Consider the following 14,815-nt stretch of genomic DNA (forward strand, 5'->3'; position numbering starts at 1 on the left):
TATGTGGAGTAACATATCTGCATCATTTGAACTATAGTGATGGTTCCAAATTAATTCTTATAGCCAAAGTTTGGAATGCTATTCCAGCGTTCACTTAGATAGCGAACCACCATTTTTGGTTCCCTCGATCTAGTAAAGACACCTTTCTTATTCCCTTGAACACGCATAATACCAAATTTCGTTTGGAAATCGGCAAAATTCCATAATTGTTCACCAACAAAGTTTGAAACTTCATCAAATACTTTGCTGTTCATTCGGTAGTAATCCTCTTGATATTCTTCACTGAACGGTTCACCGTACGGACTATGGAAACCTGCTACTGTATCAGCACCATATTCTGTATACATAATTGGTTTTTCCGGGTATTTCTCCTGCCATGCCAGCAGCTCTTTACGCGTCTCTTCTTCTGCTGCCTTTAAATCACCTGTTTGGAAATACCAGCCATAATAACGGTTTAAGGCAATGACATCTACCAGCTCTGTACATCTGTCTTCCTCTGGTGTTGCCATCATAATATTAACAAGCGTGCAAGGACGTTTTTGCGGATCTAACTCACGAGTTAACTTGAATAGTGGTTCAAAATATTCGTAAGCCCCATCAACATGCTGAGCGGATTCATTCGCAATCGACCACATAACGACACAAGCATGATTTTTATCGCGGCCAACTAATTCACGGATAACCTGCTCATGTGCTTCGGCTGTTTGAAGAACGTTCCAAGTATCACTTGTTTTCTTTTCACCGTTTAGATCAAAACCAAAGCCATGGAACAAACCAACTGCAGGCGTTTCATCAATGACAACAATTCCTTCACGGTCACAGAGCCGCATCATTTCTTCAGAATACGGATAGTGGGATGTACGGAAGGAGTTCGCACCCATTTGTTTCATCAAATTAATATCAAGCACATTGTATGCTTCGTTCAAGCCACGCCCTTGTACAAACGTGTCTTCATGTTTACCAAAGCCTTTGAAATAGAACGGTTCTCCATTGATTAGGAACTTGCCGTCCTTCACTTCAACCTTGCGGACCCCAAAGGACTCTTCATACACATCAACTGTTTCTCCACCCTTTATGCCTTCTACTTTAGCAGTATAGAGATAGGCATTTAATGGCTGCCACAATTGTACGTTTTCGATGGAAACATGTAGCTCACTTCCTGAAGATTGAGCGATTTGCTGCCCTTGTTCGTCTAAAATTGTCACTCGTACTTCATCGAACTCTCCGGCTGTTTTTGTATAAATTTGTACTTCTGCCTTTTTAGCAGCCAAATCTACATCCGGAACAATCACAATATCCTCAATGTAGTCACGTGGAGTGGAGTAAATTTTCACAGGACGATGCAAGCCTGCATAGTTAAAGAAGTCAAAGTTTTCATCCACTTTGCGAACAATGCGGCCATTTTCATCTTTCTCTTCGCTATAGTTGCCTACTGGCAGAGTGGAATAATCCAATAAATTGCTTAAACGGACTGTTAAACGGTTTGATCCATCAACTAAAAAGTCATTGATTTCGACTTCAAATGGAGTAAAGCCGCCTTTATGATGAGTGATTTCCTTGCCGTTTAAGTACACCCACGCTTCATGCGTAGCAGAGCCAAAGCGTAACACTAATCTTTCATTGCGCAATTGCTTTGCAACAGTAAATTCTTTTTCGTACCAAATATATCCGTTGTGCTCACGGATTTCTTTTGTCACTGTCTGGTCATTAAATGAAGCAGGAACAGCCACAACATTATTGGTTGATAATGGTTGTGATACTTCAATCGGTTCAACTTCTTTATCAATCATGAATTTCCAAATGCCGCCTAAATCTACAACTACACGACTTTCCGTAGCTACTGGATATAACATATGAATTCCTCCGTTCATGTAATGTAATGAAGATTTTTGCTGTCAAGATAGATTCTGTAGAATCTTTTCATTTAATCCCCTTTTTGAAAAGGCTTTAATTACATTATAATGAACTTAGTTTATTTTTTATCGCATTATTTTTACTTAATTCGCATTTATATTACCTCTTATTTTTTAATTATGAAAATTTTAATTTCCACTTCGCTTCTATTGGTGCTCCACCAGTTCTATGAAGACGGGAATAGCAAGAAAAGAGTGGTCTTTCCCTCCTTCATTGGGTATGAAGACGGGAACAACCGGGAAAAAGAGATCTATCCCTCCTTCACCGGGTCTATGAAGACAGGAACAGTCAGAAAAAAGCGGTCTTTCCTACCTTCATAGGGTATGAAGAAGCGAACAGTCAGAAAAAAGTGGTCTAGCGAAGGATGTCTCTTTGTACAGTTAGCATAAAAGACGGCCCTCCTTTCATTTTGGGAAAGGAGAACCGTCCCTATTAGTTTCCCTTTGCTGAACGTGGATGAGGACAGAGTTTGTGGCAGCTTCGCTGGTTGTATTTCTCTTCACCGACTTTCATGTCATTGCTACACAAGGCGAAAACTATATTAAAAAAGCATTTTCTTTGACTATATTTTTATTTCGGTTTACGATTATCTCAAATACAAGATATTTTAATTTCAATATTATTGTGTTGTTTTTATAGAAAGGGGATTTTATATATGGCAAGATTAGAAGGAAAAGTTGCGATTGTTACTGGCGCAGGCTCAGGAATGGGACGTGCCACTGCAAAGCTGTATGCAAAAGAAGGAGCTAAAGTTGTTTTAGCTGAATATAACGAAGCTTCCATGAACGAAACACTGGAGGAAATCAAGCAAGCAGGCGGTACAGCCGTTGCCATTAAAACAGACGTTTCAAAAGAAGCAGACATTGATGCAATGATCCAAAAAGCCCTCGACGAATACGGAAAACTGGATGTCCTGGCCAATATTGCTGGAATATTTGACGATATGAAATCCGTTGAAAACACAAGCAATGAACTATTTGAACGCGTTATGGGGGTCAATTTAAACGGTCAATTCTATGCAGCCCGTTCCGCAATTAAAGTATTTAAAGAACAAGATACAGGCGGCACAATCGTAAACGTAGCCTCCATCGCCGGTTATCTAGGCGCACGGGGCGGAGCAGCTTACACTATGTCAAAACATGCAGTGATTGGCCTTACAAAAAACATTGCAGCATTTTACGGACGTGATAATGGCAAAATCCGCGCCAACGTCATCGCACCAGGTTCAATAATTACTGGTATGACTGCCGGAATGGGAACATTGGATCCACTTGGTGAAGCAACGTTTGGTGACCTTGGACCATTTAACAGCGGGGAAGCAGAAGACATCGCAGCAACCGCATTATTCCTCGCATCTGATGAATCCAAGTTTATCAATGGTGAAGCTATTACGGTTGATGGAGCCTGGACTGCACGTTAATTAAGGAAAAAAAGAAAACGCACCACACGGGAGAAGCCGCGTGGTGCGTTTTTTCTTTTTGGTATCAAATCCTTACATACTCTCGACTTTTTTCTCCAGCTTCGCCAGATGCCGGTACGTCTTGAACGCAAATTGGATACCTTGTCTGACATAGCTGTTATTGTTGAAATTGCCTATCACATATGCATCCATTTGAGGGTTGTAAAGCATGAAAGACGCGATCGAACCCAAGTGTCCCCAGCTTGTATATTTATCCGTAAACGGCAGCATCCGGATTCTCATTAAACCTTGGCCAAGATCGATTCCGGTTAATCGCTTTTGCCAGCTTTGCATCGAGGCAAGTGTTTCTTCCTTAAGTATCCGCCCTTCCCGCAGTGCCTTCATAAACGTTAATAAATCCTCCGAGGTGCTAACCGTCTGTCCCCCGGCATAAATGCTCTTGAAACTGTGGCACTCACTGAAAACCGTTTCCCGATTGGCAAGTACGATAGTCGCATCAGGCAAAACACTTTCCTGAGCCGGTTTCGAATACTGCGACAAATACGTACGGTCCATGGACAATGGTGTAAATAGATAGTGATGCAATGCTTCGCTGTACTCCATTTTAGTCACATTTTCAATGATCAGCCCAAGGAGGTTATAGCCATAGTTCGTATAATGCGCACGCTTTCCCGGTTCAAATTTTGGACCCAAGTATTCCTTAGAAAAACGGACCGTATCTAAAGCGGTCCATTCCTTCCCTGGCTCTTCCAAAAGAAGTTCAATAAACCGTTTCCCATTCTTTGGCTTTTCCTCATAAAAGTCAGGCAGTCCGGACGTATGCGCCAGCAAATGTTCAATCGTAATATCACTTGTGTAATCCTTATCCTTGTAAACATGCAGGCCTGCTGTAACCTCTTCGGGCAGATAACGGATGATTTTGTCATTCATGTTTAGTAATCCTTTTTCGGCGAGTAGGGCAATGAGGACAGCAGTAAACGTTTTGCCAATACTGGCGGTATGATAGGACTGATCAGGATGAGCTTCATTGTCTCCAGTCCGCCCATAGGCCATATTCCAGTGGATATCATGCCGGTCCGAGTGAACCAGCAGGTACACGTTTTTCAACTTTTCATTCGACAGGACACTCTTCTTTAAACTAGCTTCAATGGCTTCCCTCACAGCTTCTTTCCCCATTTTCTTGCCCCTCTCGCCTCTAAAAGGATTATGAAACCTTAGCTAAATCCGCAAAAAACTCAACATGCCGTTTAATTTTCTCCATTACTTCTTTAGTGCTTTTCCCTTCATTTAGAAGCATATTGTATTCTAGAATCAAAGATATGGATGAATACTGATATTCGGTAGCCATTATCCTTGGATGAATATCCTTCATTTTTCCCTGCTCAATCATCTTCCGGAAAACCAACTCCAGGCAATCGACCGTCTTTTCCATAATGCCGTCACGATAAATCTCCATGGCCATCGGGTTGCGGAAAATCTCGATATACATAATCCGATACACCCTCTGTATCATTATATGATCAATATGGCTAAGAAAATTTTCAGTCCCCCTTTCAAGAAACTCTTTCAAACTCATAGATTCAGCTATCTTATCAAGCAATTCCATTGGTGGAAGCAGCTTTTCCGTCTCTAGTTGGAAGTTAACAAAAATCGTTTCTAAGATTTCATCTTTATTTTTAAAGTGTTTATATAGCGAGCTCTCCTTAATCCCAACTTCCTTTGTAATGTCCCGAATCGAGGAACCACTGAAACCATTCTTGGAGAATAGTTCAATTGCCACTTCAAGTATTTTTATCTTCGTCGTATTTGTGATCACTTTTCCGTCAGAGTCCACTAACCCTGGTTCAGATAAATTGTTCATTCTTTCCTCCTGATTTTAGCTAACAGTCGTTATCCTACTTCCACTATAGGATAACGACTGTTAGTTGTCAACTGAATTTATAAAAAAAAGAAACAGGGAATCCCTGTTTCCGTAAGTTGAACATCAATTACAATTGCAAACTGTCAGTTGTTTAAAAATTGGAACGCTGCAGTAGAATGGACTTTTATTGGCAAACGGTATTTCTGTACCGATCATCCGCACCATCTGATACTCCTGTTCCCTTAGTTGCATCGTCTTTTCGATAACATATACATCCTCGTACATACTATCCTCTCCTTATTTCCTTGATGTCTTTATCATAGTTGTTCTGCCCTTTTTAAACATTGGACCTTTCGGTGAAAAGACATACAACTTTAGGAGTAGTTTTGCTGCTTCCCCGACAGGAATGGGTGCCTTCTTTGACTCTTCCATTCTATAAAGTTCAAAGAAGTTCATGGATGGTCCCGTACGGTTGAATGGGCTTGATGGAATATTGACTATGTATCTTGTTTATTTACCAATGCTTTCGTGTCGCGTTTTCGTTGGAAACGCCATCACGCTGGCTCAAATATAAACATAAACCATCGAGTACGATGTGAACACTTTGGTCGAACAAAGAACTTAGCAATTGGATGGATTTTCTGTTATCCCCCTCGTCCCCTTTTACAGTTCCAGGCACCAATACAGACACATCTGCACTGCCAGCCAGATCGGATTCCAAATTGCTGGTAAACGCTAAGACTCTTGCTCCTTTTTGTTTTGCTTTTTTCGCATCGGATACCACATTTGCACTTTTACCCGAACCCGAAACCGCAACCACTACATCATTTTCTTTAATAGCTGGTGTTATCGTTTCACCGACTACAAATACTTCATAGCCGAGATGCATGAGCCTCATGGCAAACCCTTTCGCCATAAGCCCTGAACGGCCTTCTCCTACCACAAAGATTCTCTTATCCTTCGTAATATCCGCAGCGGCATCTGCCAACGATTGCTCATCGACTTTCGAAACGACCTCATTTATTTCTTTTAAAATGGAATCAAGCAAGTTCATTTTTCTCCCCCACTAACGATTTAAATAGTTTTGCAGATTCACGAATGGACGCGGATTTCGTTATGCTGCTGCCGACAATCGCAATTTCAAAATTTGCCTTCTTAATTTCAGCAACATTTTCAGGCTTGATTCCGCCAGCTACAGCCAATCTTGGAAAATCATGAATCTGCGCTAACGTGCTTTCGATTAAAGCTTGTAAACCTGTGTTTTTATCGGACGGAAGATGAACACAAAGGATCCCGTCTGTAAACTGTTTCAGCTCTATTTGTTTTTCAGGTGACGTCTCAAGCAAGTCTATCATATAATCTTTCTTATATTTTCGGGCGACCTGCTGGCAGATTCTGATTGTTTCCAGCGAAGCAGCGCCAAGAACGGTTGCAATATCGGCCCCAGCCTGATAAATAGCTTCAAATTCATATTCAGCTTCGTCGACTGTTTTAATATCCGCCAAAATGACCTTGTCCGGAAATTCCCGCCTGATTCGCTTGACAGATTCAAGGCCAAAATCCTTAATCAGCGAAGTACCAATTTCGATAATATCAATATCGTTTTCTGCCTCACGGATGATTTCTATCGCCTTTTCAATTGGTACCCGATCCACTGCTAATTGAAGTTTCATTTTCATGTCTCCTAATAAATTGGTCTAATTCTTTCCTCGTTGGAAGGCCTTCATTATCACTAACAAATGTGACTTGAATCGCACCAATCGCATTTGCACGGGTAATCGTATCCTGAATCGATAGGCCCTCCAATTTACCGGTAATGACGCCTACTGCGAAACCATCTCCGGCTCCGACTGTGTCGATTACCTTTTCCACTTTAAACCCTTCTTTATAGAAGCTTTCGGATTGGGTCTTTACGTAAGCACCTTTGCAGCCAAGCTTGATAACGACTTCTTCTGCACCCAGCTCCTGATAAAAGTCAGCAATTTCCTCAGGGACATCCGTGCCAGTCAAAATCTTTCCTTCAGAAACCCCAGGCAAAATCAAATTTGCATGAGCAGCCAATTCGTTTATTACGTTAACCATTACTTCTTTGCTTTCCCATAAGCTCGGGCGAAGATTAGGATCAAACGTAATGTAGATGCCGCGCTCTCTCGCCCGTTCCATTAAACGGAAAGTTGCTTCACGGCAGCTTAATGATAAAGCCGGCGGAATCCCTGTTACATGTACGAGATCAATGCCATCTAAATTGATCTGATCAATATATTCCGCACTTACATGGGAAAAAGCCGACCCCTTGCGATAATAGGCGACGACAGGATCTCCTTCGGTCACTTTACTCTTTAATTGAGTTGCTGTTTTATAAATAGGGTCAAAGGTTACAAATTCAGTACTAATGCCTTCCCGATTTAAAAAGTTCTTAATATAAAGTCCCATGGGATCTTGTCCAAGTTTTGTTACATAAGATACGGTATGGCCTAATCTGGCAAGCCCTGTGCAAACATTCACCTCTGCACCAGCCACTGACTTTCTAAATAAGTCGACCTCTTCCAGCGGTCCTTCAGTTTCCGCTGTGAACATTGCCATAGGTTCACCGAATATCAGAATTTTACTCATTTCGATTAACTCCTTATGATAGTTGTTATTTCTTTGAATAACTGATTGGCTTTCCCTTCATTATGTGGAAACAACATTAATACATCAAAAACGAATGGATTAAAGTGAACCGCCAGCAGGTCTTTTGCAAACTGCATCGCTGCAATCTCACTTAGGGCCGTCAGCTGTGATTTATATTGGAATTTCCCGAGTTTCCAAAGAATTATTTTTGTGGATTTTGTGAAAATATCATCCTCGTGTTCTTCAATAAAATGAAACAATTCATGAGCAATTAATAGCTCTTCGACATCAACCTGATCCAGCATCGACCCGAGATGATGTTCCGGAATAAATTTATTGACTAGTTCAAGATTATCTTTAAATAACGTAATGCTGTTTGGACTGTTATAACAAGCAAACATTATAAAATTTTCTGTGCCATATGACTCTTTAAAACTTATTTTTGTGTTCATCCATGCTGCTATTTCCTTTACGGAATGAACGGGATATTTTTGCCTTACTTGAACAGCTTGCTGTTTGCCGCATTCAATTGCTTTTTCAATCAGTTCTTGTTTTTTAAAATCCGGCACTTTACGGTTGAGGGGGTCTCTGCTGAACGCATATTGACCCCACTCCTGATCCGATATAGTTGTTAAAAAGTTAATCTTTTCGTCGATCATAGATCATTTTTTGCTCCGACAATAATGATTTCTTCATGCGGTTCCATCGTGGCTAATTCTGTATCAACGACCATGAATAACTGGTCTTTATCGAGCATGCCGGTATAATCCAAGACTTTTCCGCCAATACATAGATAAATATCTGGGCTTAATTTAATATCACTCTTGAAGATAGCTAATGTTTCCCACATTTGGGCAATCACTTCTTGCGCCTGTGCGACTGTACATTTTTCAGCGACTGCGTCACCGCGTTGTACCTTAATGAAGCCTTTTTTGTCGATGATCCTGACTTGTTTCGCGCCTTCTTTCTTTCCTTTGGCGGAGAAGACATAGATGACATCGCTCTTCGTAATCAATTCCGCTTCCCCAATTGGAACACCCATTGATTTCGCAGCGATTTCTTTCGCTTCGTCTTCGCTTAAGGCCATTAACAAATCTGTTGCTTGAACTTCCGAAGAACCCATTGCAATCGCAGTCACTTTATTCGTTTGCGAATCGATTTCAATTTGAACCTCGACGGAATCAGGGACGGCTCCGTTGGCAATTGCCATACTTGCCGCTTCTTTCTTGAGATCCGCAATATCTTTTTTCGTTGGTGTTGGGATGACCCTTTCAACGACGTCACGAATCATTGCCAAGGCCACACCAATTGAAGAAATCACTTCGGCGTTTTCCGGAATGCTGTATTCCAGCTCCATATTTTTGGCGGTAAATGGCAGCAGCGAAGCACAGCCTCCCCCGACGCCAACGAGAGAAATCTGGTCTTTTTCCAGCTTATATTTCTCTGCAAATTCTTCAATAACTGGCTTAATTTTTTCATACGATTTTTGCAGAATCTCCAGAGCGACTTCTTCAACTGTCTTATTCATATAGTTGGCGAGCGGCTCCATTGCTTTCCTTGCAGCCTCAGGGTTTCCATATGCATAATGTTCAGGACCTACATATCCCAATACGTTCGCCGCACAGCTATTTGTAATCGTAATCTTCTTGCCGTTTTTAAGTTTGATATAAACATAATCAGCCGGATCGCCATCTTTAGGCGTGAAAAACTCAACTTGCGGGTCGACGATTTCTTCAATCGGTGTAAAGACGGCGTATGGCATCCCGCCAATATGGGCACTTCTTGGCCCGACGTCAACAATACCCTCTTTGGATGCACGGACCATACTCCCTCCGGCTACCCCCAAAACGCGTACATCCAAGGAGCTGATATACGTTGGATGGCCCCCAACGATTGAGTAATCAACAGCCGGACGTCCATTTTTGATAACGCCGATGTTCGTACTCGTTCCGCCTACCTCAAAATAAATACCGTTTGATGCCCTTAAATACATCAAGGCGCCAACCACACTGGCAGCAGGGCCTGACAGCATTGTTAAGACGGGACGCTTTCTCATCTCGTCGATTCCCATAACCCCGCCATCACCACGCATGATCATTAACGGAACCTGAATCCCGGCTTGCCGAACGCTGCCTTCAGTACTGTTTGCAGTTTCCAGCATTTTTGGCAAAATGCTCGCATTAATGGTAGCTGTTCTCGTTCTTCGAGTCAGACCGTACAGTTTACTAATTTCAGAGGCAACCGATACAGGAATGCCATGCTCGTCAGCAAGTTTTTGGATTTCTTTTTCCTCGGTCAGATCATCGACACCGAATGCCTTGGAAGCAACAAAAACCCCCGCACCTTCATCTTTTAATTCCGTGATTGTTTTTTTGACTGTCTCGTGGTTTACCTGTTTTTGTTTCATGTAACGATGGTGTGTCTTAATGATTCGGCCGGTACCTAAATCAATATCATCAATTTTTGTTTGTTTTTTAGCAAGCCAGCCACCAAGGCCGCCACTGCCGATTCCAATTACCCCAACCTCGGCAACGTCGCCCTCTAACAGCGCGTTTGTTGCTTGAGTTGTACTGTGTGCGATAAAAATGACGTCTTCAGGATTAATATTGTTTTTTGTTAAGCATAATTTAAACGCTTCAATAACACCTGCTGCCACGCCACTTGGATGGTCATGGGTGGTCTTGACGGAGCCTTTACCGATGATTTCATGTGTTGCATTATCAATTGCGACTGCTTTTGTGTGTGTTCCTCCAACATCTATACCAACGCGAATAGCTGTTTTCACCATTATTACTCCTCCATCTCTAAAACATTATCATTTGGTTCATCTAACCATCAGTACGATCTTGCTGACGGAAGATTCACTTTATTGAAATCGGCTGTTCCAGCAATGGGAACAACCGATTTCTTGGTATTTCTTAACCGAACATCAAATAGGCAATAGCGATATTTATGATACAAACGCCCCATGCCCATGGTACACCTGAAAGCAAGAAGCTTCTTGTATCTGTTTTCGTATAGTTAATCGACCACAAGTTCCAAGATTGAGTTGGACAAGCTGAAATATTCATTGAAATCGTTGGGATATACATTAATGGGAATAAGAATGCCAATGGGAAGTCGCCTACTCCTGTTAAAATCCCGATTGTTGCAGCACCGGCACCAAATACGGTTAATGGACCACGGAATAGTCCAAGCGGTGCAATGACCATGAAGAGAATCGCAACTGTCAATGTGCTGGTTGGCATGATTCCGCCCAAGATACTTTCAAAGAATGGTGAAACTGCACCTGATACTTTGTTGAACATTGGAAGAATGAATAAGAAACCAAGTAAACCTGCAACGTCCACTACACCATCATAGAACGTTTTCGAAATAACTTTTTCAGCATCTTTATACGATCTGATTTTCCCAGTAACAAATAGTGCAAATAAAGCGGCTACAATAAACGCCGGAATCGGCTGCCAGTCAAATCCGATTGCAAGGACAACCGGTATTAATGGCGTGATAAGGGCAATTGCTGGTACGTTTTGATTATCACTGCTTGAAGCTGTTGCAGCCCAAGCGCGGCTAACTTTTGATTTACGAAGTCTAACAGACAACATAAGAATGACAATGAGGATCTGAACTGCCATCGCTGTAAAACCGAATTTCAAATAGTTTCCATCGTATGCGAAGTCTGTAAAGATCGCTTGCATTTGCTTAAATAACACGATGTTGACATACATACCAGAACCGACTGACATGATGTATGAGGAAACAGCCAGGGATTTCGGCACACCCAAGGATAATAGAATTGGAAGAACAATGACCCCAATGGCTACAACTGCTCCTGCACCAAAGGTACTTGTAAAAATTAGACCGGTAACGACAGACAATAGCACTGTTGTAATGAGAGGCTTATCCCCGCCAAGTTCAACAGTCATTCGGATAATCTTTGAAGCAACACCTGTTTTGACCAACACCTGGCCAAACCAGCTACCAAATACAACGACAACGGCAGTAGGCCCCCAGCTTTCCGGTCCACCCTGGAATATTTGGGTCATCGCCTGATCCCAAGTAATTTCCCCGCCGATCATTCCGAGTGTTGACCAAATAACTGCCATAACAAGGAAACCGATCATGAGGTTTCCGCCTTTAACTGCATAAACGATAAATCCAATAAACGTCAGTAATAAAATGATACCAATCGTTAATGCCATTATGTATTCCTCCTAATAAAGTTTGAATGCTTACAGGTTACATGTCGATAAAAGTATGTGTTGTTTGGAATCACCTCCTAAATTTCTTCTAGTTTATGAATCTCGGAAACTAGCACTTCTTTGGTGGAAATCGGATACTCCAGGGCAACAGGCAGATCCTTTGGCAATATCTCCATGATTTTTTTCCAATCCACTAGTCCGTCATTCAGTAGTGTTGTATTTTTCTCACGGTCAATATCCTTTAGATGAATATAGGTGACAAACGATCGCAGCAGCTTGGCATTTTCAACCGGTTCTTCCCCCTGGAACAGCCAGTTCCCGATATCAAACGTAAACGTAATCGGCCCGCCAAGTCGTTTAACCTCGGTCAAGAACTCAACGATTTTTTTGGATTTCCCATTGGTTTCTGTCTGATCATTTTCAACCGTGAACATAACGTTGTATTGTTCAGCCAGGCTAGTAATCGCTTTCAAATCTTCCTCAGTGATTTGGCCATAGTCGCCAATAGTAAGTTTTATCGCTTGGCCATTCATGTCGTATACTTCCTTGCAATACATTTCCAGCATTTCATAGTTTAGTTGATGATTTTTATAGAGCACATCCGGTACGGAATAAAAGACGTTCATCCCATACAGTTTTGAATTGTTTTGAATATCCTGCAGTTCCTGGCGGTCCTTGATAAACTCTCTTCTAACTTCGATGGTTTTTAACCCAAGTTCATGAACCCATTCGAGCATGTCACTTTGAGGTACACCAGCTTTTAAATCTTCAAGATAGACAAGTGTATTAATGACGATTTGATCCTTTTTCACGTTTCTCCACTCCTACTGCAATGCGTGTAAAATCTTTTCACATCGTTGTTTTAATACATCCAGGTTGCCTGCATGAATGCCTTTGGTTAAATAACCGCCTAATCCGACTGCAAAGGCACCGCTTTTAAACCACTCTTTAATATTCGAATCATCCACTCCCCCGGTCGGCATCATATCAATAAATGGCATTGGCGCTTTAATCCCTTTGATCATCTTCATTGATACGCACTCACCTGGGAATAACTTCACCACATCGCTTCCAGCCAAGTAGGACTGATAAGCCTCGGTTGGGGTGGCAGCCCCCAATGAGCAAAAAATTTCATGCTCTTTGCAATAGGCACCAACCTTTTCAATGACACAAGGAGAAACAACAAAATCTGCACCATGCGAAACAGCGAGTTCAGCTTGTTCCTTCGTTAGAACCGTACCTGCTCCAACGACCGCATCCGGGAATTCCGATTTAAGTATCCTGATTAGTTCCTCTGCGTTCGGAAGGCTGAAGGTAATTTCCAATGTAGTAATTCCCGAGTTTATGAGGGTTTTACTGATTTCCTTTGCCTCTTCAAGGTCATTTCCGCGAATGACAGCAATGATTTTTCCTTCCAGCCGTTCCTTCACTTCCTGTTTATTCATTTATTTTTGGCCTCCATTAAGAACTTCGGATTTGTAGAGCCACGTTTAATAAGTTTAGCCGGCAACTCAATATACTGTGGTTCGATTTCTCCTGAATCTTTAATCCGCTCGAGTAATAGCCTGGCAGATTGAACTCCGCACTCATAGGATTCCTGGGTCAGGGTAGTAATTCCAGGAGGGATCAAAGACGCCCAACCCCAATCATCAAAGCCGCATATGCCCAACTGTGGTGAGATTTCAATATTCAGCCGCTTCATACCATGCAGAACCGATAATAACGTCACACCGTTAATCGTAAAAATGGCAGCAGGCTCATCCTTCGAAGCGCTTACAAATTCTCTTAAACTATCTTCTGTATCCTCGGAATCATCAATATTGATAACATATGTAGTCGAACTTCCATCCTGATTAAAAAACTTTTTCATCGCATCTTTAAAACCGTGATGGCGCTGGTAACGGCTGCTAATAAACGACATATCCTGGGTGAAAAACGCTACTCGTTTGTAGCCGCTCTCGTGCAAATATTTCACCAAATCAAAAGTTGCATCATAATTATTCGTCGCTACCGTATCCAGCATATTAGGAATGCTCAAGCTACGGTCAGCCAGAACAATATTGATTCCTTCATTTTTTACTGATAAAAGATAGTCATCATTTTTGCCGGTTGTGTTAATAATTAAGCCATCTACTTTGTTATCCAATAGTGATTGAATGCTTTCTTTCTCTTTCATCGGATCATTCCCGATGTTTGCGAATAGAACGCCGTACCCCATTTGATTGCAATAATCACTTACTCCTTTTAAAACGATCGAAGAAAAAGGGCTTCCAATATCGGCAATGATACAACCAATCACACCGGAATTCTTCGCTTTCAAGCTTCTTGCGAGATTACTGGGGCGATATCCCATTTGGTCAATGACGGTTGCTAACAGTTCCTTTGTTTCTTCCGACATATACTCATATTTTCCATTTAAATATCTGGATACGGTCGTTTTGGAAACGTTTGCTTCTTTGGCTACATCATTGATTGTAATCCGAATTTTTTCCGTTCTAGCCTTATGGCTCATATCATCCACCCACCTCCTTTCCATAATGTGTATACCGATTTAGTTGACCGGTTAACAAAGAAACAATTCTTTTACTTCCTTCACTACTAAGTAGAGAGGAACAGGAATTTTAAAGGATGCTTGCCAACCTGGATAGTAGAAACGGGTTAACATAAAAATGAAATCTACTTGATTGAGAGTGAGAACTGAGAAGCGATGGTTCGAGTAAAAATGAACAATTACCAGCATGGAACTCAAATGAATGCTGTTTAGAAACCGGTTAACAAAAACGCGAAAAAAAGAAATCTATTAGA

14 protein-coding genes are annotated in these 14,815 nt (G+C 41.7%); 1 reads left to right on the top strand and 13 read right to left on the bottom strand.

Annotated features, from left to right (window positions below):
* Positions 1 to 50: 50 nt before the first annotated feature.
* Positions 51 to 1,853 (bottom strand): beta-glucuronidase, encoded by a 1,803-nt coding sequence (gene uidA, locus A8F94_RS15110; protein WP_066202074.1) that lies wholly within the window; start codon positions 1,851 to 1,853, stop codon positions 51 to 53.
* Positions 1,854 to 2,569: 716 nt separating this feature from the next.
* Here uidA and A8F94_RS15120 point away from each other — a divergent pair.
* Positions 2,570 to 3,334, top strand: coding sequence for an SDR family NAD(P)-dependent oxidoreductase (locus A8F94_RS15120; RefSeq protein ID WP_066202079.1), 765 nt, complete (start codon positions 2,570 to 2,572; stop codon positions 3,332 to 3,334).
* A gap of 72 nt (positions 3,335 to 3,406) precedes the next feature.
* Here A8F94_RS15120 and A8F94_RS15125 read toward each other — a convergent pair whose 3' ends face one another.
* From A8F94_RS15125 to A8F94_RS15175, 12 genes are all read right to left on the bottom strand, one after another.
* Entirely contained in the window at positions 3,407 to 4,510 is a 1,104-nt protein-coding gene (locus A8F94_RS15125; protein ID WP_066202081.1) for a serine hydrolase domain-containing protein, read from the bottom strand.
* A gap of 28 nt (positions 4,511 to 4,538) precedes the next feature.
* Positions 4,539 to 5,195 (bottom strand): TetR/AcrR family transcriptional regulator, encoded by a 657-nt coding sequence (locus tag A8F94_RS15130; RefSeq protein ID WP_066202083.1) that lies wholly within the window; start codon positions 5,193 to 5,195, stop codon positions 4,539 to 4,541.
* Positions 5,196 to 5,318: 123 nt separating this feature from the next.
* Positions 5,319 to 5,480: a hypothetical protein gene (locus tag A8F94_RS25795; protein ID WP_175384433.1), complete on the bottom strand. Its 162-nt coding sequence runs from the start codon at positions 5,478 to 5,480 to the stop codon at positions 5,319 to 5,321.
* Between the two features lie 229 nt (positions 5,481 to 5,709).
* Positions 5,710 to 6,249, bottom strand: a complete 540-nt coding sequence (gene hxlB, locus A8F94_RS15135) for a 6-phospho-3-hexuloisomerase (RefSeq protein ID WP_066202085.1) — start codon at positions 6,247 to 6,249, stop codon at positions 5,710 to 5,712.
* A complete protein-coding gene (locus A8F94_RS15140; RefSeq protein ID WP_066202086.1) occupies positions 6,236 to 6,868 on the bottom strand; it encodes an orotidine 5'-phosphate decarboxylase / HUMPS family protein in 633 nt (210 codons plus the stop codon). The genes hxlB and A8F94_RS15140 overlap by 14 nt, the downstream gene beginning before the upstream one ends.
* Positions 6,831 to 7,808 (bottom strand): sugar kinase, encoded by a 978-nt coding sequence (locus A8F94_RS15145; RefSeq protein WP_066202087.1) that lies wholly within the window; start codon positions 7,806 to 7,808, stop codon positions 6,831 to 6,833. Before A8F94_RS15145 ends, A8F94_RS15140 begins: the two co-directional genes overlap by 38 nt.
* A gap of 5 nt (positions 7,809 to 7,813) precedes the next feature.
* Complete coding sequence (locus A8F94_RS15150; protein ID WP_066202088.1) at positions 7,814 to 8,467, bottom strand: hypothetical protein; 654 nt, start codon at positions 8,465 to 8,467, stop codon at positions 7,814 to 7,816.
* Positions 8,464 to 10,596, bottom strand: a complete 2,133-nt coding sequence (locus A8F94_RS15155; RefSeq protein ID WP_066202089.1) for a hydantoinase/oxoprolinase family protein — start codon at positions 10,594 to 10,596, stop codon at positions 8,464 to 8,466. Before A8F94_RS15155 ends, A8F94_RS15150 begins: the two co-directional genes overlap by 4 nt.
* Before the next feature lie 130 nt (positions 10,597 to 10,726).
* Positions 10,727 to 12,010, bottom strand: coding sequence for a citrate transporter (locus A8F94_RS15160; RefSeq protein WP_066202091.1), 1,284 nt, complete (start codon positions 12,008 to 12,010; stop codon positions 10,727 to 10,729).
* A gap of 77 nt (positions 12,011 to 12,087) precedes the next feature.
* A complete protein-coding gene (locus A8F94_RS15165; protein WP_066202093.1) occupies positions 12,088 to 12,822 on the bottom strand; it encodes a sugar phosphate isomerase/epimerase family protein in 735 nt (244 codons plus the stop codon).
* A 12-nt stretch (positions 12,823 to 12,834) separates the two neighbouring features.
* Positions 12,835 to 13,455 (bottom strand): bifunctional 4-hydroxy-2-oxoglutarate aldolase/2-dehydro-3-deoxy-phosphogluconate aldolase, encoded by a 621-nt coding sequence (locus A8F94_RS15170; protein WP_066202095.1) that lies wholly within the window; start codon positions 13,453 to 13,455, stop codon positions 12,835 to 12,837.
* Positions 13,452 to 14,522 (bottom strand): LacI family DNA-binding transcriptional regulator, encoded by a 1,071-nt coding sequence (locus A8F94_RS15175; protein ID WP_066202097.1) that lies wholly within the window; start codon positions 14,520 to 14,522, stop codon positions 13,452 to 13,454. Before A8F94_RS15175 ends, A8F94_RS15170 begins: the two co-directional genes overlap by 4 nt.
* Between the last annotated feature and the right edge of the window lie 293 nt (positions 14,523 to 14,815).

It is taken from the genome of Bacillus sp. FJAT-27225 (assembly GCF_001685025.1).
Classification (GTDB): domain Bacteria; phylum Bacillota; class Bacilli; order Bacillales; family Cytobacillaceae; genus Bacillus_D.